Here is a 21,600-nt window from a genome sequence, read left to right as displayed (position 1 = left end):
AGTTGAGAATGCAAGAAGTGCTTCGTTTCCAGAGCGCGGACGCCGAGCCGGTCGCGCGTGCCGACTTCATCGCAGAGGCGCAGCAATTGCGGCGCGGCTCGGAAGCCACCTCGCGCGGGCTGTCGCTGACCATCCGCGGCTTGCGCAAGTCGTTCGGCGACAACGAGGTGCTGCGTGGCATCGACCTGCACGTTCCCGCCGGCCAGTTCGTTGCGATCGTCGGCCGCAGCGGCTGCGGCAAGAGCACCCTGCTCCGCCTGATCGGGGGTCTCGAGGCACCGGGCGGTGGCGGCATCGCGTTTGGCGAGGGGCCGCGTGCGCAAGACGTCCGTGTCATGTTCCAGGAGCCGCGATTGCTGCCGTGGGCGCGGGTACTCTCAAATGTCGAGGTCGGGCTCGGTGGTGAGCGTTCGTCCGCGGATGCACAGGCCCGGGCCGAGCGTGCGCTGGTCGAGGTTGGCCTTGGCGACAAGCGCGGGCAGTGGCCGTCGGTGCTGTCAGGCGGCCAGAAGCAGCGCGTGGCGCTGGCGCGCGCGCTGGTCAGCCAGCCACGCGTGCTGGCGTTCGACGAGCCGCTCGGCGCGCTCGATGCGTTGACGCGGATCTCGATGCAGCAGCTGCTGGAGCGGGTCTGGCGCGACCAGGGGTTTACCGCGATCCTGGTGACGCATGACGTTGCCGAGGCGGTCGCGCTCGCCGACCGCGTGGTTGTGATCGAGGATGGCCGCATCGCGCTGGACGTCACGATCGACCTGCCGCGACCACGCCGGCGCGGCTCGGCCGAACTCGCCGCGCTCGAGGGCGAGATCCTCAAGCATCTTCTCGAAGGCAGCGAAGACACGTCCGATCTGTGAGGCCGTCATGAACACCATCGTCCGCAATGTCTCCGTCGAGCCTGCCATCACGGCCACGGATTTCCGCAATGCGATGCGTCATCTGACCGGCGGGGTTGCCGTCATCACCGCCGGCCGTGGCCGGGAGATTTCCGGAATGACCGTGACCTCGGTGTCGTCGCTGTCGGTCGATCCGCCGTCCTTGATCGTCAGCATCAATCGGGCAGCGTCGTCATATCAGCTGATCAAGCGGCGTGGCATGTTCGGCGTCAACATCCTGACGGCGGATCAGCTCGACATCGCCGAACGCTTCACCGGCAAGGGCGGCCTGAAGGGCGCAGAACGTTTCGCCGGCGCCGAATGGACGACGCGGGCCTCGGGCGTGCCGCTGCTGGTTGGCGCGCTTTCGGCGATCGACTGCGAGGTCGAGGAGACGATCGAGCGGCATTCGCATGCGATCGTGATCGGCCGCGTGCTCGATGTCGTGGCCTCACGGCGGACCGCCGCGCTGGCCTACTGGCACGGCGAATATGTCGCGATCGACAAGGAGGAGGACGCCGCCCGGCTCGCCGAGGTCAGCCTGCCGTCGCGCCATGTCCACGCCAGGGGACCGCGCTAGAAAATCACTCACGCTGTCCCGGATCATGCCCTAGAAGGTAGAGATGGTCTTTCAGGACGTGACCGTTTGATGAAGCGCGCGGCAACCTGGCTGTTCTATCTCGTCGGCGCACTCGCGGTGGGCTATCTCGCGCTGTATGCCTATGCGGCGTTCACGGGGCGCGAGCTTGCGCCCGGCGATCCCATCCACATCTTCCGCCGGCCGGACGCGCCGAGCTATTCGTGATGCGAGGCGATCGCCCGGACAGGCCGGCAGCCTAACCCGTCGGTGCCAGCCGCTGATAATCCGCCGCGCCGTTGCCGGCCGGCGTGATCGGGATGCCGCCGTCGGCATATTCGTTCAGCTTGTTGCGCAGCGTACGGATCGAGATGCCGAGGATGTTTGCGGCGTGAGTGCGGTTGCCGAGGCAGTGCTTCAGCGTCTCCAGGATCAGGTCACGCTCGACGTCGGCGACGGTGCGGCCGACAAGTGCGCGGGTGACCTGCTCGGCGGCGAATGTCGCATGCGCGACCGCAGGCGCAGTCTTGGCGAGGTCGAGGCGATCTCCGTCGGGGGTCAGGATCGCGTCGGGTCCGATCTCGTCGCCCTGCGCCATCAGCACCGAGCGATGAATGGTGTTCTCGAGCTCGCGGACGTTGCCCTGCCAGCGGTTGGTGGTCAGTACCGTCCGCGCGTCGGGGGAGATCGGGCGCACCGGCACGCCGTTGGCCTCGGCGTATTTCCTGGCGAAGTGCTGCGCCAGCTCGAGGATGTCGGCCGGGCGGTCGCGCAGCGGCGGGATCTTCAGATTGACGACGTTGAGGCGGAACAGCAGGTCCTCGCGGAAGGTGCCTTCGCGCACCGCGTCATTGAGGTTGCGATTCGAGGTCGCGATGATGCGGATGTCGACCGGAACAGGCTTGGTGCCGCCGACGCGGTCGATCACGCGCTCCTGGATCGCGCGCAGCAGCTTGGACTGCAGGCGGACGTCCATCTCGGAGATTTCGTCGAGCAGCAGCGTGCCGCCGGTCGCCTCCTCGAACTTGCCGATACGGCGGGCGACCGCGCCGGTGAAGGCGCCCTTCTCGTGGCCGAACAGCTCGGATTCCAGCAGGTGCTCGGGGATCGCCGCGCAGTTGATCGAGATGAACGGCCGCTTGGCGCGGGCCGAGCGGGAATGGACGTAGCGTGCCAGCACCTCCTTGCCGGTGCCGGATTCGCCGGTGATCATGACGGAGGCGTCCGAGCCGGCGATCTGCTGCGCCAGCTTTATCACCCTGCCCATCGCCTCGTCGCGCCAGACCAGCTCACGGGCGTCGTTGGCGACCGCGGCGAGCACGGCCGCGATCAGCTCGGGGTCCGGCGGCAGCGGGATGTATTCCTTGGCACCGGCGTGGATCGCGGCGACCGCGGCGCGGGCGTCGTTGGAGATGCCGCAGGCGACGATCGGAACGTGGATGTGCTCGGCCTCGAGCCGCATCACGAGGTCGCGGATGTCGAGACCGACATCCACCAGCAGCAGGTCGGCGCCCCTGCCGCCGCGCAGGACACCCATCGCCTGCTCCGCCGCCTCCGCGTGGGTCACGGTGGCGCCGTTCTCCATCGCGATCTTGGTCGCGGTCGTGAGCTGGCCCTTCAGGGTGCCAACGATGAGAAGCCGCATGATAGTCTCCTGTTCGTCTGATCGCGCCGTCGTCGCGCGGTATCGTTGGATGGTTAAGCGCGTTCCGCCTTGATGATTTCGGTCATGGTCACGCCGAGCTTGTCTTCCACCAGCACCACTTCGCCGCGCGCCACCAGGCGGTTGTTGACGTAGATGTCGATCGCCTCGCCGACCCGGCGGTCGAGCTCGAGCACCGTGCCCGGTCCGAGCTTCAAGAGGTCGCCGACGTCCATCTTGGAGCGGCCGAGCACCGCCGACACCTGCACCGGAACGTCGAACACCGCCTCGAGATCGGCGGCAATGCGCGAGGCATGCTCGTCCTCGTTGTAGCCGATGTCGTCGATATCGGGCGCGTCGGACGAGTTGAGGTCGGGAAGCGGGACGTGTGCGTCGGTGTCGCTCATGGTTCAGCCCTCATGCCGTCAGCCGGCCTGATCGCGGGACGCCAGGTAGCGCCCGACGAGTTCGTTGATCTTTGCCTCGATCGCCGCACGCTCCAGCACCACACCGCCGTCGGCCCACTCGATCCGGCAGTCGCCGGTCGCGATCGTGGGCTCGGCCAGGATCACCAGCCGGCCCTGGAAGCCGCTCTGCGCGGCCATCCGCTCGATCTGCTCGCGCCCGGCCTCGTAGAGCTCATCGTTGATGCGCACCACGAGGTGCGGCGTCGCCACCAGGTGCGAGAAGCAGTCGCTGACCAGCGCGGTGATCTCGCCGAACGGCTCGCGCGCGATCAGCTCGGCGCACAGCTTGCGCGCCACCGCGACCGCGACGTCGACCGCCTCGGTCTCCATCCGCGTCTCGATGCCGGCAAAGCGCGCCGCAATGCCCTTGATCGCCACCGCGATCTGCTCCAGCGCCAGCGCCGAACGGCGGTCGCTCTCGACCTTGGCCTCGCGCAGCGCGGCCTCGTGGCCGGCGCGGTAGGCGCGGGCCTCGGCGTCGGCGATCTTCTGTGCGATTTCCGCCGGCGTCGCCGCGCGCTCCCGCGAACGGTCCGGTGTCGAGAAGTCGGTGTCGAACAGGAATTTTGCGGGCGCGGCCATCAGTACACCAGCTCGTCGTCGGCGCGGTTCTTGGTCAGCGTGATCTCGCCGCGGGCGGCGAGATCCTTGGCGAGGTTGACGAGCAGCGCCTGGGCCTCGTCGACGTCGCGCAGGCGGACCGGGCCCATCGCAGCCATGTCGTCCATCAGCATCTTGCCGGCGCGCGAGGACATGTTGCCGAGGAAGAAGCTGCGCACCTCCTCGTTGGCGCTCTTCAGCGCAATGCCGAGCTTGTCCTTGTCGATGTTGCGCATCAGGGTCTGGGCCGAGCCGGCGTCGAGCTTGATCAGATCGTCGAAGGTGAACATCAGCGCCTTGATGCGCTCGGCGGATTCGCGGTTTTCCTCCTCCAGCGAGGTGATGAAGCGGGTCTCGGTCTGGCGGTCGAAATTGTTGAAGATCTCGGCCATCACCTCATGGGCGTCGCGGCGGCGGGTCTGCGACAGGTTCGACATGAACTCGGTGCGCAGCGTCTGCTCGACGCGCTCGATGACCTCCTTCTGCACCGCTTCCATCCGCAGCATGCGGCCGACGACGTCGAGCGCGATGTCCTCGGGCAGGATCGCCAGCACGCGTGCGGCATGCTCGGGCTTCAGCTTCGACAGCACCACCGCGATGGTTTGCGGGTATTCGTTCTTGAGGTAGTTGGCGAGCACCTCTTCCTGGACGTTGGAAAGCTTCTCCCACATGTTGCGCCCGGCGGGACCGCGGATCTCGTCCATGATGCCGGTGACGCGCTCGGCCGGCAGATATTGCTGGAGCAGGCGTTCGGTGGCGTCGAAATTGCCCATCAGCGCGCCCGACGCCGACATCCGCGACACGAATTCGAGCATCAGGTCCTCGACCACCTCGGGCTCGACGGTGCCGAGCGTCGACATGTGGACCGACAACTCGCGGACCTCGTCATCGTCGAGCATCGCCCAGATCTTGCCGCCGTACTGCTCGCCGAGCGCAAGCATCAGGATCGCGGCGCGCTTCGGCCCGGACAGCGGCTTGCTCTTCGGCCGGTTGGTCTGCCGGCTCGCCAGCGTCGAGAGGACGCTCGAGATGTCATTGTGGTTCGTGGTCTGCGGTACGGCCATGTCAGTGCTCGGCGGGCTCACTCAGCCATTGACGGACGATCGAGGCGGTCTCGTTCGGATTGCGCTCGGCCAGTTCGCCGACCCGATGCACGGCCTGGGCGTGCACCTGGCCCTGGATCTGGGCGACGTCGATCAGCTGTGCGGCCGCGCTGCTGCCGCTGCCCGGCAGCAGCGCCTGGCCGGTTCCGCCCGCCGCGCCGTCGCCGGCATGCGCCTCGGCGAAGGCGGGGGCTGCGGCCGCACCGCCCAGCGAGGGCATCGCGTCGGTCGCGACGATGCGCCTGACCAGCGGACGGACCACCATGAACAGCACGACCAGGCCGAGCAGCATCATCACGCCGAGCTCGATGACGTACATGACGTCGTCCTTGGTGAACTGCAGCATGCCGAGCAGGCCGGTCGGCTCGGCGATCGGCGTCGTCATCGGCGGCTCGGCGAAGCGGAGGTTGACCACCTCGACCTGGTCGCCGCGCTTCTGGTCGAAGCCGATCGCGGAGCGCACCAGAGCGGCGATGCGGTCGAGCTGCTCCTTGGGACGGTCCTGGTAGACCATCTCGCCCTTTTCGTTCTTGGCGTAGCTGCCGTCGACCAGCACCGCGACCGAGATCCGGTTGACCCGGCCCGCCTCGGTGACCTCGGTCTTGGTGGTGCGGGAGATCTCGTAATTGTTGGTCTCCTCGCTCTTCTTGCTCTGGTCCTTGGCGCGCGCCGCGTTGTCCTGGTTCTGGTTGCCCGGCAGCTCGTTGTTGACCGAGACCTGGCCGGAATTGTCGGCGGTGAGGCTGCTTTCCTCCCGGGTCTGGCTCGAGCGCAGCACGCGGCCTTCGGGATCGAAAGTGTCGGAGGTCTGGGTGATCTTGTTGAAGTCGAAGTCGGCGGAGAGCTGGACGCGGGCCCGTCCGGCGCCGACCACCGAGGAGACGATGTCCTCCACCTCCTTGCGCATCCGCTTCTCGAAGGCGACGCGGCGATCATCGCCGAGGGCGGCATCGGCGTCGTTGCTGGCGCCGTCGGCGAGCAGCGCGCCGGCCTCGTCGACGATCGAGACGCGCTGCGGCTTCAGCCCGTTGACCGCTGAGGCGACCAGGTGACGGATGGCGCGGATCTGTTGCGGCTCCAGCGCGCCGCGCACCCTGAGCACGATCGAGGCGGACGGCTCCGGCGTCTCGCGCGAGAACAGCGGCTTCTCCGGCAGCACCAGGTGGACGCGGGCGGCCTGGACGCGGTCGATGGCGCGGATGGTGCGGGCAAGCTCGCCTTCCAGCGCGCGCAGGTGATTGATGTTCTGGACGAAGCTGGTGGTGCCGAGCGCGTCCGACTTGTCGAAGATCTCGTAGCCGACGCCGCCGCCCTTGGGCATGCCGCCCTCGGCGAGCTTCATCCGAAGCCGCGTCACCCTGTCCTTCGGCACCATGATCGCGGCACCGTCATTGCGCAGCTCGAAGGGGATTGCCTGGCGCTCCAGCTCCTTGACGATGGCCGAGGAATCCTCGGTCGAAAGATCGGTGAAGAGGGTGGTCATCTGCGGCGTCGTGACGCGCATGATGACGAAAGCGAAGAAGCCGATCAGGGCGGCGGTGACCGCCACCATTGCCGCAAGCCGGGCCGCACCTAGACCTCTCAGGAAAGCAACCAGACTTTGCACTAACGGCCCCCAGGGATTCGGCCCACGCGGGTCCGACTGGGCAAATATTGCCTAGGGTATGGTTTCCATCTGGTTAACGAAGATTAAGAACCGCGGCAAAACCGCGGACATGAAAAAAACCGGCTTCGCAAACCGAAGCCGGTTTTCGTCAAATGCTGCCGATCGGCGAAACTTACTGCCGGTACTGCTGGATCCGGGTGGTGCGCAGTCCGGCCAGACCGTGCTGGTCGATCGAGAACTGCCAGGAAAGGAATTCATCGACGGTCAGCGTATAGCGGCTACAGGCTTCCTCGAGGGAAAGCAGGCCGCCGCGGACCGCGGCTACGACTTCGGCCTTGCGGCGGATGACCCACCGTTTGGTTCCGGGGGCCGGGAGGTCCGCAATCGTCAAAGGGCTGCCGTCAGGCCCGATGACGTATTTCACCCTCGGGCGATGGGGTTCTGTCATGGCGTACTCACAAACTCTCAACCACTGAACTCGCAAGAGGTAACCTACGCCTGCCGGTTTAAAATTTGCCTAAGCCCAAGCGTTCAATACGAATCTCGTTGGACGGGCCGGGAACAGGGGCGAATGTCCGGACAGGCGGCTGCGGCGCGCTCAAATGGTGGGCCGCAGCGGACCCCGCGCGAGCGCGAGCAGGGCCGTGGCGAGTGCTTCGGAGGCCTGGTCCGGCCGCCTTTTTTCGTAGATCGCGAATTCGAGGTCGGGAAGCGGCGGCAGGCCGTCGTCGGGGCCGAGCACGCGCAGACCGGCGACAACAGCGCTCAGGGGCAGGGGTGTGATGGCCAGGCCCGCGACGGCGGCGGCGCGAACGCCGGTCAGGCTCGGGCTGGTGTAGACGATCTCCCAGCTCAGATCGCCGTCGCGCAATGCGGCAAGCGCCGCATCGCGCGACACCGATCGCTCGCGATAGAGTGCGAGCGGCAGCGGTGCGCCCGGCGTTGGAGCGAACGTCTCGGCCGCGGCCCATACCAGCGGCTCGCGCCACACCAGCCGTCCTTTCGAGGTCCCCAATGGGCGCTTGGCGAAGACGAGGTCGAGCCGCCCCGCATCGAGCTGTGCGATCAATTCGGCACTGACGCCGATCAGCACCTCGAGCTTGACCCCGCGATGCAGCGCGGCGAAACGTCCCAGCGCCAAGGGCAACGAGCCGCCGGCCACTTCCTCGACCACGCCGAGACGGACCGAGCCGGACAGGCGCGGCGCCACCAGCCGCTGCCGCGCCGCCTCCTCGAGCTGAAGCAGGCGCCTTGCATCGCCCAGCAGCATCTCGCCCTCGTCGGTCAGCGCGACGCTGCGCGTGGTGCGCCGGAACAGCGGCCGCCGCGTCTCGAGCTCCAGGCGCTTGATCTGCTGGCTGATCGTCGACTGCGTCAGGTTGAGCTGTTCGGCCGCCCGGTGGAAGCCGCCGCAATCCGCCACCGCAACGAACGCGCGCAGGAGTTCGAGCTCAAGCATCCAATTAATCCATTTTCATTATCAATCATATTATAGAATATCGTTTCTATTATCAATGATGCCCTCCTACCTTCGCGAAAGGCCACGAAGCGAGGAGAGGCTCAGATGCCGGAGACACTGCAACGGACGGATCGTGCGGCGCGCCTGGCGCGCGCCCGGGCCATCGTCGGGGCGGGAAAGATCTGCCCTGCCGAGCGCATCACGGACCTGCTCGAAGCTGTAATCGTTTCGGGCGATCGCGTGGCGCTCGAAGGCGACAACCAGAAGCAGGCCGATTTCCTGGCTGCGTCGCTGGCGAAGCTCGATCCTGTGCGCGTCCATGATCTGCACATGGTGCAATCGGTGCTGGCGCTGCCGGATCACCTGGCGGTGTTCGAACGCGGAATCGCCAGCCGGCTGGACTTCGCCTTTGCCGGTCCGCAGAGCCGCCGTCTTGCCGAGCTCGTCGCCGCCAAATCGCTCAGGATCGGGGCGATCCACACTTATCTCGAGCTGTACGCCCGCATGCTGGTGGATTTGACGCCCCAGGTCGCGCTCATTGTCGCCGACAAGGCCGACCGCGACGGCAATCTCTACACCGGTCCGAACACCGAGGACACGCCAACCATCGCCGAGGCCGCGGCGTTTCGCGGCGGCATCGTCGTGGCGCAGGTCAACGAGATCGTCGATCGCCTGCCGCGCGTCGACATCCCCGGCGACTGGGTCGACCTCGTGGTGCAAAGCCCGAGACCGTACGCGATCGATCCGCTATTCACGCGCGATCCCGCCAGGATCAGGAATGAAAACGTCCTGATGGCGATGATGGCGATCGCCGCGGTGTACGAGCCTTACCAGGTGGCGCGGCTCAACCATGGCATCGGCTACGCCACCGCCGCGATCGAATTGATCCTGCCGACCTTCGCCGCGCGCCGCGGGTTGAAGGGCAAGATCGCGCGCAATTTCGTGCTCAATCCGCACCCGACGCTGATCCCCGCGATCGAGGCCGGTTTCGTCGACAATGTCTATTGCTTCGGCTCCGAACTCGGCATGGAACGGTATGTCGCGAGCAGACCGCATGTGTTTCCGGTCGGCGCGGACGGCAATCTGCGCTCCAACCGGGCGCTCGCCCAGGTCGCCGGTCAATATGCCTGCGATCTCTTCGTCGGTGCGACGTTGCAGATCGACGCACAGGGCAACAGCTCGACAGCGACCAAGGACCGGATCACCGGCTTTGGCGGCGCGCCGAACATGGGCGCGGATGCGCGCGGCCGGCGCCACCCCAGTCCTGCCTGGCTGCGCGCCGGCGAGGAAGCGGGCGAGCGCCTGCGTGGCCGCAAGCTGGTGGTGCAGATGGTGCAGACCCGGCAGCCGAACGGCGCGCCGAGCTTCGTCGAGCACCTCGATGCCTTCGATCTCGCAAGCTCGGCCGGCTTCGCACTGCCGCCCGTCATGGTTCATGGCGACGACGTCTCCCACGTCATCACCGAGCGCGGCGTCTGCAACCTCCTGCGTTGCCGGTCGCCACAGGAGCGCGAAGCCGCCTTGCGCGCCATCGCCGGCGATACCGATTTCGGCAAGCGGCAGGATGCCGACGCAATCGACGGCCTGCGCCGCCGCGGCATCGTGATGCTGCCATCCGATCTCGGCATCGACGTCGCAACGGCAACCCGCGACTGGCTCGCCGCGAAGACCATCGACGATCTCGTCTCGGCGTCCGGCGGCCTCTACGTGCCGCCCGCCAGATTTCTCAGTTGACAAGCTCCGCAGTCGAGGAGGCCATGATGATCAATCCAGACCAGGCGTCAGGCCGAGCACCGGCGTCTCTCGATGCTGCCAGGCAACTCGCCGTGGCGTTGTTATCGGAACGCGGCGAGGCGTCAGGCGCGTTGATCGCGCGCGAACTGCATCAGACCATCCGTGCGCTCGATATTGACGCACGGCACGGCTTCCAGCGCTTTCTGGCGAGCGCGTTTCAGCCCGACGAAACGGCGCTGCGTGCGGCGGCGCAGCGCTATCTCGCCGACAGCACGGCCGTGGCCGCTGCCGCACTCGCGCAGGCCGCCGATCCGCCGCGGCAGGAAGTGCTGCGGCGCATGAACATGGCGCCCGGAGGCACCGCTGCGCTGATCGCGATGCGCAGCGAGATCGCAAAGCGTTTCGGCGCCGAACCCGAGCTGAAGCTCCTTGATGCTGATCTCAAGCATCTGTTCGCGTCGTGGTTCAATCGCGGCTTTCTCGAGCTTCGCCGCATCGACTGGGAAGCACCGGCCGCCGTTCTCGAGAAGCTGATCGCCTATGAGGCGGTGCACGAGATCAAGGGCTGGGACGACCTGCGGCGCCGTCTCGCGCCGGACCGGCGCTGCTTTGCCTTCTTCCATCCCGCGCTTCCGGGCGAGCCGCTGATCTTCGTCGAGGTCGCGCTGGTGGAAGGGCTGGCGACCGCCGTTCCGCCTTTGCTGCTCCAGGACACCGACCAGGACGCCGCGCGGATGCGGGCCGCGCGTGCCGACACCGCGATCTTCTATTCGATCTCGAACTGCCAGGACGGCCTGCGCGGCGTTTCGTTCGGCAATTTCCTGATCAAGCAGGTGGTCGAGGAATTGCAAACCGAATTCCCGGGGTTGCGTCGCTTCTCGACCTTGTCGCCGGTGCCGGGATTCCGCCGCTGGCTCAGCCAGCGATCCGGATCCGATGGCGTCGACACTGCGATGCTGCGCGAACTGGACGGCGAGGGATGGTGGCACGACCGCGAGACGAGCGAGCGTTTTCGCCCGCGCCTCACGCGGCTGTGCGCAGCCTATCTCACGAGGTCACCGAGCCGTGAAAACCGGATCGATCCCGTCGCGCGCTTTCATCTCGGCAATGGCGCGCGGCTCGAGCGGATCAACTGGCTCGGCAACACCGCCGATCGCGCGATGCAGGAATCCTTCGGCATCATGGTGAACTATCTTTACGACCATGACAGCATCGAGCGTAACCATGAGGCCTTCGCCCACGTAGGAGAGATCGTGCGTTCGCCGCAGGTGGACGCGCTTCTGCGGCCGTCGCTGCATAACGATGGAGTGATATCATGATGATGAACAGACGCACCTTCTCGACCGCATTGCTTGCCGGAGCGTCGGCCTCGCTTGTCTCCACGCGTGGCATCGCCGCCACCCCGCCGCAGGCGAAGGCGCGCAACGTCGTGCTGGTGCACGGACTGTTCGCCGATGGATCGTGCTGGTCCGAGGTCATTCCGCGCCTGCAGGCCGCGGGGCTCAACGTCACGTCGGTGCAGAATCCGCTGACCACGCTGCCGGAAGCGGTCGCCTCGGCGCAGCGCGTGCTCGATCGCCAGGACGGCCCGACGGTCCTCGTCGGTCATTCGTTCTCCGGAATGATCGTGACCGAGGCCGGTATGCATCCGAACGTGTCGGCGCTGGTGTATGTTGCTGCGCGCGCGCCTGATGCGGACGAGGACTACACCGCGCTGGCCAAGACCTATCCGACGCCGCCGGCGAGCGCCGGCATCGTGTTCGATGGCGACGAGGGCAGGCTGTCCGAAGAGGCCTTCCTGCGTGACTTCGCCGGTGACCTGCCGGAAGCCAGGGCCAGGGTGCTCTATGCCGTGCAGCAGCCGTTCCACAAGGCGCTGTTGACCGGCAGGACCAGCCATGCGGCCTGGCGCAGCAAGCCGAGCTACTATGCGGTCTCGACCGAAGACCGCACGATCAATCCGGATCTCGAGCGCTTCATGGCCAAGCGCATGGGCGCCACGACGATCGAGGTCAAGGCAAGCCATCTTGCGCTGATCTCGCAGCCAGACGCGATCGCGCGGCTGATCGTCGACGCCGCGGGACAGCCGAAATGAGCGATGGAGGCTACGGAACGGCAGGCGCCTTGCAAGTCTTGCATCGAAAATCGCTGCCGCGCTCGCTTGTATAGATCTCGAATCCCTCCGAGACCCGATGAGTCCGGTTTCGCAGGGGCTCGATCTCGGAAAGCTCCGCGTGGCCGGTTCGCCCGCAGCTCGGGCACCGCAAGTGCTCAGTCCAGCCCGCTGTCATCCGCTGCGCCCTCGCAAGGGCGTCAAATGTACCGTGCTTCGGCTCTGACGGATTTGATCCAGCTCAAATTGACCCCATGGGCCGCCGGAAGGAATGCGAAGGTGAAAATGAAAACGCCGATCAACCGGAATATTCGCGTATGCCGCGAAGATACCGGTATCGGCGATAGGGCTGGATGCAGCTTAACGTCAGCGAAACTGACGTAGGTCCGGGGCGCTACGCGGCGGCCTCGATGGCCGCGATCACGCTGCGCATGTCGCCGGCCAGCTCGCGATAGCGCGCTCCCAGGCGCAAATATGCCTCGCGTCTGCTTCCATCCGCCGCCCGGTCAGCGATCGAGTCGCATTCGGTGGCAAGTGTCTCAAATCGTTCGAGCTTGGCCTGGAAAACGGTCATAGGCGGGGTCCCTGAAACACTTACTGAGGGACCCGGGAAACTACTCTCTGGATTAATTCATGGGGAACATTGTTATCGAGTATAACTAAATTTTTTTTGCCCACGACCGCGCCGCGGTTCGGAGCCGTGGAGCAGCCGACACGCCGAACCAAAGCGAGCCTGCCGGCGTTGTTGACTGAGATGACGACCTGGGTCTTGCTGCGCGGGTCGTCGGTGAAAGGACATGAAGATGAAAAAGCTGATCGGCGGCGTGGCCCTGGCAGTTGCTGCCCTGGCAGCGTCGGTTTCGGCGTCCCCTGCGCAATCGGCGCGTTACGTCCAGGCTCGTGCCCCCGACGTCAATAGCCGCTATTGCCTTCAGGGCCGTATCTGGGGTTATCCGGGCAACTGCAACTTCGCGACGTATGGCCAGTGCATGGCCAGTGCTTCCGGCACCGACGCCTATTGCGGGATCAATCCAGTCTACGCGTTTGCCCGGCGTGGCTATTACCGGTGAGCGGGCTGCCCAGGCCCGCCCGGCACCCGAAGTGAGCTGACGGAGCCGGTGCGGCTCGGTGTCCGCTCATGACCATCACGACAATAGCCACCGTCAATGTGATGACAGGTGCAAGAGTGATGGCGCCGACGTCCTGCTTGATGTCGTTGTCGTTCGTGATCCCTCCAACCGTGGTTGAACCCACCAGGTTCGCGGCAGCTTCCTGCCCACGTTGAGACCACCAGCGCGTTCCACGCCGGGCAGGCTCAGGGCAGTTCGCCCTGGGCACCTGCCCGCGCAACCTTCTTGCGCCGCATGCAAACTAATGAACGGCGTCGCGCTGCAAGCCGTCCGGCCTCAGATATTTGCGCTCGCCGGGGTCATGCCTGATCGGAACTGAAACCGTGGTGGAAACATCCCCATAGCCCGAGAGCTGCTGGACGATGCCGGTCCCCAACCAGCCCTGCAGCGCGTCGCTGTCGGCCCAGTGCGTGATCAGGAGATAGCGGACCGGTGCAAGGGCGGGAAATTCCTGAACCGGTCCGACGAACTGGTAGGGCTGCGTCTCGAACTCGCCGGTCAAGGTTTCGAATCTCAGCGCACCGTGCAGCTTCAGCGATGGATCGACCATCTCGTCCAGGATCCGGTCGATCCCGGCCTGCTCGAGCGGATCGCGCCGGGCAATGGCCAGTTCGAGCAGCAGCGGGCCGGTGAGGGCCTCGTTGTCGGCCGGCAGTCGCCATTTCCGAAGATAGACCGACGAGAACCAGCGCGAATGGGCCGCGTCCTGCATGGGCTTGTGTTTCGAGTCGGATTGCCACTTGTCCATGAGCTGGGGCGTCTGCCACTTTCCGGAGAAATAGAGCCAGCGCGAACGCTGGATCGGCCCGCCGATCACCGCGACGAAGCCGGGCGATGCGGCGGCGATCGGTCCCATGCGTTCCTGGTGACGCCAGAATTCTTCCTGCAGTTCCCTGCTCTCATGCAGCGTGAAGGCCGCTTCCATGGTCGTGAGCGTTTGTGGAATGCGATCCTGGGACGACATCATCGTTTCCTTCCTGCTGGACACCTCCGTTGCGGAGGCCTGGCAGGACTTTGCGCACGCCAGCGCGGCGCACTATCCGTAATGCGCAGCGCTATCCGATTTCCGAAATGCTTTTTTCCGGCCGCTGTCGTTCGTCAGGCCGCGCCGCCTCGGCAGCGCCGCAGCGTCTTGTTCGGCGGCTCGCCGAACGTCAGCCGGTAGTAGTTGCTGAAGCGGGCGAGATGCGGAAAGCCGCACGACAGCGCAACCGATGTGACCGACGTTGACGGGGTGGGATTGAGAAAGGCCTCGCGCGCGGCATTCAACCGGATCTGGCGGTGCGCCTGGGTCGGGGTCATCTGCCGCGCATCGCGAAAGCCGAGCTCGAGACTGCGGAGGCTTACCCGCAGCATGTGCGCCACTTCGCTGACCGTGACGGATGGGCCGCCGGTCCGCATCAGGTGCTCGGCTTCCCGAACCAGACGCGGATCGGCCGCGGACGATTCTTTTTTCAGCACGTCGGAGAAGTTGTGCGGGTGCGTCTCGAGGATCAGGGTGCCGAGAAATTCCTCGAAGTGCTTCCATGCATGCGTTGCCAGGGCAAGCCCGTCGCCGTCGCAACTGCGAATCGTCTGCAGCGACTGCCGCCAGGCCGCTTCCAGCTCTGCACTGAAGGGCGCAAGGAGAAACCGCAGCGGCACGTCGAGAGGCCTGTTGATGAGGCGGGAGCAGAGTGTCTCCACGAAGTCCTTGTCGAGCCGGATCGAGCTCTGCCAGAAGCGGCGGTCGAAAGTGAGTCGGCTGGGAACGTTCGGCGACAGCGGCAACGTCCGTCCCGTCCCCCACTGGACCGAGTGCCTTCCCTGTGTCGCCTCGGCGGCACCATCCACGCAGGTCATGAACAGCAACAGGTTCTCAAAGCTACCGGCGTCGATCTTGACGGGAGCGGCATAGCGCAGCGTGACGATTTGGCGGCCGGCGGCGCCCGACGACTCCAGCACGGCGTCGATGCCGCGATTGCTCTCGAGCACCTTGACGTCGTGGGGGCAATAGACACGGCTGACCGCCGCAATCGCCTCCTGCAGATCCGAAGTCACCACGCGCATCGGCAATCTCCGACGAACCAATCGGGGCAAGCACGCGAACTTAGCGCCTGGGGCGCAAGGCGGGAAGGGCCCGCCGAGCCCGGAATGCGCCAGGCATCCTTGCTTGGCTTCGGATATGACGTCGCTGCTGACATCGTGGCTCGGAGAGTCACCTACGGGCCTTGGTCTCTCAGTTCGAGTGCAACGAGCCTTGCCAACAGCGTGGCGGGGAAGAGCTGACCGACCACGCTCTCCATGTTGCACAGGCTGCGCGCCAACGGATGCACAGGGATGATGTCGCCAAAACCGGTGGATGTGAGCGTGACGAAACTCAGATAATAGACCGAGCTCGCAAGGGCCGAGTCGTCGGCAAAACTAATTCCCTTGAACGCATCCGGAAAGGACAGCCCAAGAAAGACAAACAGCGTCCCAAAGCCTAGTCCGATCAGGAGATAGAGCAGGATCGCGCCAATGATGCGGTGATACGTGACGCGGCCCCGCTCGAACACGGCATTCGCGACCACCGCCCCGAGGGCGATCGCGATCGCAAGCCAGCCACCAGACATCGCGACGATATTGAATACCGATGGCTTGTAAAGCAGGCGCAGCACCAGGACCGCAACGTTGGCGATGACGCCGACCGACATGATCGCAAGCGCGACCCGATGGTCGGAAATGACGAGCATGGCGGCGATCATGGCGAATAGCGTGACAATCGTGAATCCGTGAAACTCGAAGACGCCTGATGAATGCAGAGATGCAAATACGAACATATAGAGCGCGAGCAGTCCGGCCAGCAACGTGAGCAGCCAGTCGCCATGGTCTCGGCGGAGCTGTCGTATGCCGTCGACGAAGCTCGGCGTCACGCCGCCGCGCGCTGCGCTGTTCGTTGCGGGACTTCCTGGAGCATTAGAAGGAACGGCCACTGTCTTCTCGGCAAGACTGCTCTGACTTAGTTCAAGCGTGACAAGCCGCGCCAGCAAGGTCGCCGGATAAAGCTGGCCAATTATGCTTTCGATGTTGCACAGGCTTCGCGCGATCGGATGCACGGCAACGATGTCGCCGTAGCCCGTCGACGTCAGCGTGACCAAGCTTAAATAAACAGCCGCGCTGCCAACGCCCCAATCGTCCGCGAACGTTATTCCCTTGAAGGCGTCAGGAATCAGCATGCCGACAAATATGTATAGCGTCGCAAAAGCGAGCGCGATCAGCAGGTACAGCAGAATCGCGCCGATGATGCGATGGTAGGTGACGCGGCCCCTTCGAAAAACGGCCTCCGCGACCACCTCCCCGAACGCGATCGAGATCCCGAGCCAAGCAGCCGCCATGATGTAGAGATTGTATGGCCATGGCGGATAAAACAGATGCAGAAATAGAACGGCGCCATTGGCACCAAGCCCGATCGCCATCGTGTAGAGCGCCGTCGGCCGGTCTGCGATTTGCACCATCGCACCAATGATTCCGAACAAGGCGAAAGTGATGAAGCCGTGAAATACGAAGAAGCCCATCGCGTGAAGCGGGGCAAATACGAACATGTAGAGCGCAAGCACCAGGGCCAGCGCCGTAAGCAGATGATCGCCATATTTCCGTCGAAGCCCGCGCGCCTTGGCCAGGGGCTTCGTAGCCATCCGAGTTGTCTGAGAGTACACCCGGATCCTCTTCCGTTGGAGATGCGAGCCGGGTAGGGCGGCGCCCATGCCGGTCTGCCAAACAGGGCCTGCAGGTGGTGATCAAAAAAACAAGGCGGTGGTCGAGGCCACCGGCAATCGCACACCCATATCAACCCGTAGTGTCTACGAAGTGGGTACGATGGGATAATTTGACCAAACGATCGTTTCTTATTGATCTAGATCAACAAAGTTGACTCCTTTGCCCGTGAGTATGGACTTCGATTTACCTGGTCGCCTGATGTACTGAGAAACAGAATTTGTACCATTCATAATGGAGACGCAGGAACTGGCGAGAGAATTGCGTCTGCTTCCGCCGGTGTAGCGACCATCTCGCTACTACGCCTGGGCTCCAGCGTCGCATCTGGATTTTGCCGAAGCCTAGCGCGAGTTCGCGCTACAGCCTTCAACCCTCAATTCGGTGATCGCGGGAGGAGCCGATGATTGTCGCGTTCATATCAATCGTACTGTTCAGTCAATTTGGGAGTCCGTTGGTGACACAAGTGGCAGATCGTACACCGGTCATCAATGTCGAAAAAACCTGCAAGGATTCTGTGGCCGCAGAAAAAGAGGTCGGCATCTCTGTTGTCCAACCCTTTGATGATTGCATGCGCGACGAGAATGAGGCGAAACAACGGCTTGACGCTGTCTGGTCGACATATTCAGACCCAGTACGTGACCACTGCGAGAAGGAAGCGACTCTTCTCGGAGAAGGCAGCTATGTCGACCTGTTGACCTGTGTGCAAATGAGCGATCCGGCGAAGCTAACCCCAGCCAGGGACCTGAGGGGCGCGAGTAAAAATCGAAACAAGACCTGACGCGTCATTTGGCGCTCCGCAAACTGCTGTCAACTCGGAAGGCCCGGTTCGAGAGCGTTGAAACGCCCGCTCGGGCCTTCGGGCATGAGGCTCTCTGACGATGTCCGGGTTGCAGGAGCGCCTTGACCGCCACGGATGGCGTCACCGACCGTGCCTGTAGGGCCCGGTCCCGCCCTGGAGATCGGGCGTGCGTGGGACCGCAGCCATGAACGTCACGACAGGCCCGTCACAGCGAACCCTCTCGCGCGCCTGGCCCGACGGGCAAATCAGTCCCAATATCCATCAAGTCCCCTTCCGGTTTTGGCAGCCTACCTCACCATCGCATCGAAAATCAGCGGCGCCAACTCAGTCTCGATCCGCCCGCGCTGCGACGGTGACTGCATCATGCAGAGCACGAATAGATCGTCGTTCGGGTCAACAAAGAAAAAGGTGCCGGCCACGCCATCCCATCCATAGACGCCCGGCGGCCAGGGCCTCTTCGGCTGCGGCGATGTGAGCACGGCGACGCCCAATCCGAATCCGGCATGGACGGCCAGAAAATAGATGCTGGAGGGCGCGATTCCGCTCCCGGGGCCGACTTGGTCCGACGTCATCAGCGCCACCGTCTCCGGCTTCAGATAGCGTCGCCCGTCAAGTGTGCCGCCATTCAGGAGCATCTGCACGAAGCGTGCGTAGTCGCCGGTCGTCCCGACCATGCCGGCGCCACCGGATTCCCAGCGCCTGTGCAACATCGGGTCCCTGATTCCGGCGATGGGCGGCTCTATCAGATCATCCGGCAGGAACTGGGCAACCAGCGGGCGCTTGGCCTCGTCCGCGACAAAGAACGCGGTATGGCTCATGCCGAGCGGATCCAGTAGCCGTTCCTTCTCGAACTGAAACAGCGATTGTCCCGAAGCCACCTCGATCACCCTCCCGAGCACATCGACCGAATGGCTGTAGGTCCACGTCGTGCCGGGCTGCTCGGCGAGCGGCAGGTTCGCCAGGCGCGCAGCGAACTCGGCGTTGTCAAAATCGCCGCTGTAAAGGTCGGCCTGCCGGTAGAGTTTTTGCACGGGGCCGTCGCCGTAAAATCCGTAGGTGATACCGGAAGTCTGTCGCATCAGATCGAGTATGGTGATCGGACGCTCGAGCGGCTCCAGCGCAAACTCCGGCTTTCCGGTCTCGCCGGGCTTTTCCACGCCGACCTTTACATCGGCAAAGGCCGGAATGTATTTGGAGAGGGGATCATCGAGCGACAGCTTGCCGTCGTCGACCAGCATCAGCGCGGCAACCGACGTGATCGGCTTCGACATCGAATAGTACCGAAAGATGGTGTCATCCGTCATCGGTACCTTGGTTGTGACATCGCGCAGGCCGAATTTTTCATAATAGGCGGGTTTTCCGTGCTGCTGGATCAACAGGATCGCGCCGGGAATTTTACCGATCGCGACCTCTTGACGTAGATAGTCACCAACCCGCTGAAGGCCCGGTTGGGAAAAGCTCTGTGCGGCCGGTGTACCTCCAAACGTGGAGTTCAAACTTGCAGCGACAAGCGCGGCGACGAGCGCGAACCCCGCCCACCTTGCCGCCGCCTTGATTTGCCGGCCGGCCTGCGCCAGACCCTTGAAATAAGCCGAGGTATCGTGTGGCGGGGATATGCCCATGTGAGCCTCGCGAAAGGTGCCCTTTTATCGCTTGCGGGCAGGGGTTGAGCGCAACGAAGAGAAATTCATCTGAAATTGCCGTGCCGGGATGCCAAAGCAAAAGCCTATTGGACGGCAGCGAACAAATCCCAGGATCCCGGGATGCCCTTGAGATCGAACGAGCCGCGACCCGCAAATTTCAATCCGGCTCCCGCGACCAGGTCCGTCACGACGCGTGACACGAATACTTCATTGGCACCCGACTGCCCCATCACGCGTGCGGCGACGTGAACGGCTATTCCGCCGACGTCACTGCCGCGCATCTCGATCTCGCCCGTATGCAGTCCGGCGCGCACGGGCAGACCGAGCTGCCGCGCAGCTTCGCCGAGCGCGAGGGCGCAGCGAACACCGCGCCCAGGGCCATCGAACGTCGCCAGGATTCCATCCCCGGTGTTCTTCACCAGTTTCCCCCGATGCCGCTCGATGACCTGCGCTGCCACGCGGTCATGGGAATCGAGCAGCTCGCGCCAGCGGCGGTCACCGATCTGGATCGCCCTCGTCGTGGAGTTGACGATATCGGTGAACAGGACGGTCGCCAGCACGCGATCGACGTCTTCTCCCGTGTCAGGCCGGTGACCGGTGACAAATTCCTCGATGTCGCCGATCACTGCTTCGCCTTCGGGCGTAAAGAAGAGACCGTGCGGATGATCCTCATACTCGATGTATCTCGCGCCGGGAATTGCAGTCGCCAGTTTCCGCCCCTCCGCTACGGGCACCACGGCATCGGCCCGGCTGTGGAGCACGAGGGTTGGCACCCGCACGCTCTGCAGGATCGACGTCACGTCGATGAGCCGGTTCATCACCATGATCGCCTTGAATGCACCGGGGCTGCAGCTCATCCGCTCGAACTTGCCGAGCGCTGCAAGCTGATCCTGGGAGTCGTCCGCCAGACCGACGACGCGCTTCATCATTTGTCCTGAGCCCCAGTTTGCGACCACCTTGTCGACATAAGCCTCGAACTGGGCTGCCGGGACCGAGTAGCCCGCTCGCATGAAGCCGCCGACCAGCACCAGGTGGGAAACACGATCCGGATGCGTGGCCGAAAAGAGCAGGCTCATCGGACAGCCTTCCGAAAGCCCCAACAGCACCGTCTTGCGGGATCCGACCGCATCAAGCACGGCGCGAACGTCGTCCATTCGCTCTTCCAGCGACGGCACTCCCGACACACGATCGGACAGTCCCTGACCGCGCTTGTCGAAGCTTATGACGCGGGCGAAGTGCGTCAGGTGCTGAAAGTTGCTGCTGATGCACGGCAACTCATGCACCACCTCGAGGTGGGAGATCGAGCCGGGCACGACGAGAATGTCAACTGGTCCGTCCCCGGCCACCTGATAGGCAATATTGACGTCGCCGCTGCGCGCATATTGCGTATGGGGCATAATGAAATCGGCCATATCCAACTCCAACACCGCCGGAAGCCTGGACCTGTCGTGAAAAGCTTTCTGACCCCTCTTACGAATTAGGAAATCCTATCACATCGCCACGACGATACACGGTCTCCATCGAAGAAATGCTACCGATGCCGGCTTTGGGTCACAAGCGGGCGTCAGTCCCCTGCCATCGTGGAGTGCTCAACGCCCGAGCGGACATCGCGACCGCTAGGCAAGGTGCTTCAGGAGCCTCTCACAGCGAACCCTCTCGCGCGCCTGGCCCGACGGGCAAATCAGTCCCAAATCCGTCAAGCCCCCTTCGTAAAAATATTTCGGTTTATCAGTAGGTGAAATCAATGTATAGAATTTCCCGTCTCACCCGCTCGAGGGGCGCTTCGCGATCGTCACGAACGTTGTGGTGGGATGCGGTGGACGCTGATGTCGCGATTGACGGTCGCGGCGGATAGCGGACGGCGAAATCGTGCAGGCCTGACGCCCTAGTGGCAGGTGTCTCCCGCGAGATGCGAAAGCATCTTCGCGAGACGGTGACAAAAAAGCCCAGTCTCACCGGGGAGAGCACGTATAAGCCGTAACCCATCGCGCAGGGAAAGCCGGGTTGTTCCCGGTTACACCTGTGGTCCTACCCCCGTGCTTGCTACATTGCACGGGGCCCATGGGTGCGATCGGCACCCGGCTTTCCCTGCGCCCTCCGATCACAGAGCGGCGAAACGA

General features: G+C 64.2%; 21 protein-coding genes. 8 read left to right on the top strand and 13 right to left on the bottom strand.

Features of this window, described 5'->3' with window-relative positions; translation table 11 throughout:
• The first annotated feature begins 8 nt into the window (after positions 1–8).
• The 3 genes from JQ586_RS23120 (at position 9) to JQ586_RS23110 (ending at position 1,677) form a co-directional block, all read left to right on the top strand.
• The gene (locus tag JQ586_RS23120) at positions 9–854 is read left to right on the top strand and encodes an ATP-binding cassette domain-containing protein (protein ID WP_212396916.1); all 846 of its coding nucleotides are present in this window, start codon (positions 9–11) and stop codon (positions 852–854) included.
• 7 nt (positions 855–861) lie between these two features.
• On the top strand, positions 862–1,452 hold the full coding sequence (locus JQ586_RS23115; protein WP_212396915.1) for a flavin reductase family protein: 591 nt from the start codon (positions 862–864) through the stop codon (positions 1,450–1,452).
• Between the two features lie 69 nt (positions 1,453–1,521).
• A complete protein-coding gene (locus tag JQ586_RS23110) occupies positions 1,522–1,677 on the top strand; it encodes a hypothetical protein (protein ID WP_212396914.1) in 156 nt (51 codons plus the stop codon).
• 31 nt (positions 1,678–1,708) lie between these two features.
• On the opposite strand, the gene JQ586_RS23105 is transcribed toward JQ586_RS23110, so the two are convergent.
• The 7 genes from JQ586_RS23105 to JQ586_RS23075 form a co-directional block, all read right to left on the bottom strand.
• Entirely contained in the window at positions 1,709–3,094 is a 1,386-nt protein-coding gene (locus tag JQ586_RS23105; protein ID WP_212396913.1) for a sigma-54-dependent Fis family transcriptional regulator, read from the bottom strand.
• Positions 3,095–3,147: 53 nt separating this feature from the next.
• Complete coding sequence (gene fliN, locus JQ586_RS23100; protein WP_212396912.1) at positions 3,148–3,498, bottom strand: flagellar motor switch protein FliN; 351 nt, start codon at positions 3,496–3,498, stop codon at positions 3,148–3,150.
• An 18-nt stretch (positions 3,499–3,516) separates the two neighbouring features.
• Entirely contained in the window at positions 3,517–4,140 is a 624-nt protein-coding gene (locus JQ586_RS23095; RefSeq protein WP_212396911.1) for a FliH/SctL family protein, read from the bottom strand.
• Entirely contained in the window at positions 4,140–5,222 is a 1,083-nt protein-coding gene (gene fliG, locus JQ586_RS23090; protein WP_212396910.1) for a flagellar motor switch protein FliG, read from the bottom strand. Before fliG ends, JQ586_RS23095 begins: the two co-directional genes overlap by 1 nt.
• Before the next feature lies 1 nt (position 5,223).
• Positions 5,224–6,867: a flagellar basal-body MS-ring/collar protein FliF gene (gene fliF, locus JQ586_RS23085; protein WP_212396909.1), complete on the bottom strand. Its 1,644-nt coding sequence runs from the start codon at positions 6,865–6,867 to the stop codon at positions 5,224–5,226.
• 172 nt (positions 6,868–7,039) lie between these two features.
• Positions 7,040–7,315 carry a DUF1153 domain-containing protein gene (locus JQ586_RS23080; protein WP_002714638.1) on the bottom strand — a complete coding sequence of 92 codons (276 nt, stop codon included), beginning with the start codon at positions 7,313–7,315 and terminating at the stop codon, positions 7,040–7,042.
• Between the two features lie 150 nt (positions 7,316–7,465).
• Positions 7,466–8,326: a LysR substrate-binding domain-containing protein gene (locus JQ586_RS23075; RefSeq protein ID WP_212396908.1), complete on the bottom strand. Its 861-nt coding sequence runs from the start codon at positions 8,324–8,326 to the stop codon at positions 7,466–7,468.
• 105 nt (positions 8,327–8,431) lie between these two features.
• Between JQ586_RS23075 and mdcA the strand changes: the two genes are divergently transcribed.
• Genes mdcA through JQ586_RS23060 form a run of 3 tightly spaced genes read left to right on the top strand, consistent with a single transcriptional unit; the run spans position 8,432 to position 12,155 of the window.
• A complete protein-coding gene (gene mdcA, locus JQ586_RS23070; protein WP_212396907.1) occupies positions 8,432–10,060 on the top strand; it encodes a malonate decarboxylase subunit alpha in 1,629 nt (542 codons plus the stop codon).
• Between the two features lie 23 nt (positions 10,061–10,083).
• On the top strand, positions 10,084–11,379 hold the full coding sequence (locus JQ586_RS23065) for a malonyl-CoA decarboxylase (RefSeq protein WP_249147989.1): 1,296 nt from the start codon (positions 10,084–10,086) through the stop codon (positions 11,377–11,379).
• Positions 11,376–12,155 carry an alpha/beta fold hydrolase gene (locus JQ586_RS23060; RefSeq protein ID WP_212396906.1) on the top strand — a complete coding sequence of 260 codons (780 nt, stop codon included), beginning with the start codon at positions 11,376–11,378 and terminating at the stop codon, positions 12,153–12,155. The genes JQ586_RS23065 and JQ586_RS23060 overlap by 4 nt, the downstream gene beginning before the upstream one ends.
• Before the next feature lie 412 nt (positions 12,156–12,567).
• On the opposite strand, the gene JQ586_RS23055 is transcribed toward JQ586_RS23060, so the two are convergent.
• Positions 12,568–12,747 (bottom strand): hypothetical protein, encoded by a 180-nt coding sequence (locus tag JQ586_RS23055; protein WP_212396905.1) that lies wholly within the window; start codon positions 12,745–12,747, stop codon positions 12,568–12,570.
• A gap of 229 nt (positions 12,748–12,976) precedes the next feature.
• On the opposite strand from JQ586_RS23055, the gene JQ586_RS23050 reads away from it, so the two are divergent.
• Positions 12,977–13,243: a DUF3551 domain-containing protein gene (locus JQ586_RS23050; protein ID WP_212396904.1), complete on the top strand. Its 267-nt coding sequence runs from the start codon at positions 12,977–12,979 to the stop codon at positions 13,241–13,243.
• Positions 13,244–13,544: 301 nt separating this feature from the next.
• On the opposite strand, the gene JQ586_RS23045 is transcribed toward JQ586_RS23050, so the two are convergent.
• From JQ586_RS23045 to JQ586_RS40600, 3 genes are all read right to left on the bottom strand, one after another.
• Positions 13,545–14,270: a hypothetical protein gene (locus JQ586_RS23045; protein WP_212396903.1), complete on the bottom strand. Its 726-nt coding sequence runs from the start codon at positions 14,268–14,270 to the stop codon at positions 13,545–13,547.
• Between the two features lie 131 nt (positions 14,271–14,401).
• Positions 14,402–15,352, bottom strand: coding sequence for an AraC family transcriptional regulator (locus JQ586_RS23040; protein WP_212396902.1), 951 nt, complete (start codon positions 15,350–15,352; stop codon positions 14,402–14,404).
• Positions 15,353–15,504: 152 nt separating this feature from the next.
• A complete protein-coding gene (locus JQ586_RS40600; protein ID WP_249147986.1) occupies positions 15,505–17,028 on the bottom strand; it encodes an ion channel in 1,524 nt (507 codons plus the stop codon).
• 410 nt (positions 17,029–17,438) lie between these two features.
• Here JQ586_RS40600 and JQ586_RS23025 point away from each other — a divergent pair, with 410 nt between their 5' ends.
• Positions 17,439–17,816, top strand: coding sequence for a hypothetical protein (locus JQ586_RS23025; RefSeq protein WP_249147984.1), 378 nt, complete (start codon positions 17,439–17,441; stop codon positions 17,814–17,816).
• A 308-nt stretch (positions 17,817–18,124) separates the two neighbouring features.
• Here the strand turns inward: JQ586_RS23025 and JQ586_RS23020 are convergent, their stop codons facing one another.
• Both JQ586_RS23020 and JQ586_RS23015 read right to left on the bottom strand, forming a co-directional pair.
• Entirely contained in the window at positions 18,125–19,459 is a 1,335-nt protein-coding gene (locus JQ586_RS23020; protein WP_212396901.1) for a serine hydrolase, read from the bottom strand.
• A 104-nt stretch (positions 19,460–19,563) separates the two neighbouring features.
• Positions 19,564–20,892 (bottom strand): adenylate/guanylate cyclase domain-containing protein, encoded by a 1,329-nt coding sequence (locus tag JQ586_RS23015; protein ID WP_212397004.1) that lies wholly within the window; start codon positions 20,890–20,892, stop codon positions 19,564–19,566.
• Between the last annotated feature and the right edge of the window lie 708 nt (positions 20,893–21,600).

Source organism: Bradyrhizobium jicamae, assembly GCF_018130215.1.
GTDB classification, from domain to species: domain Bacteria; phylum Pseudomonadota; class Alphaproteobacteria; order Rhizobiales; family Xanthobacteraceae; genus Bradyrhizobium; species Bradyrhizobium jicamae_A.
Note: the sequence above shows the minus strand (reverse complement) of the source record. Positions and strands in the feature narration are given on the sequence as shown.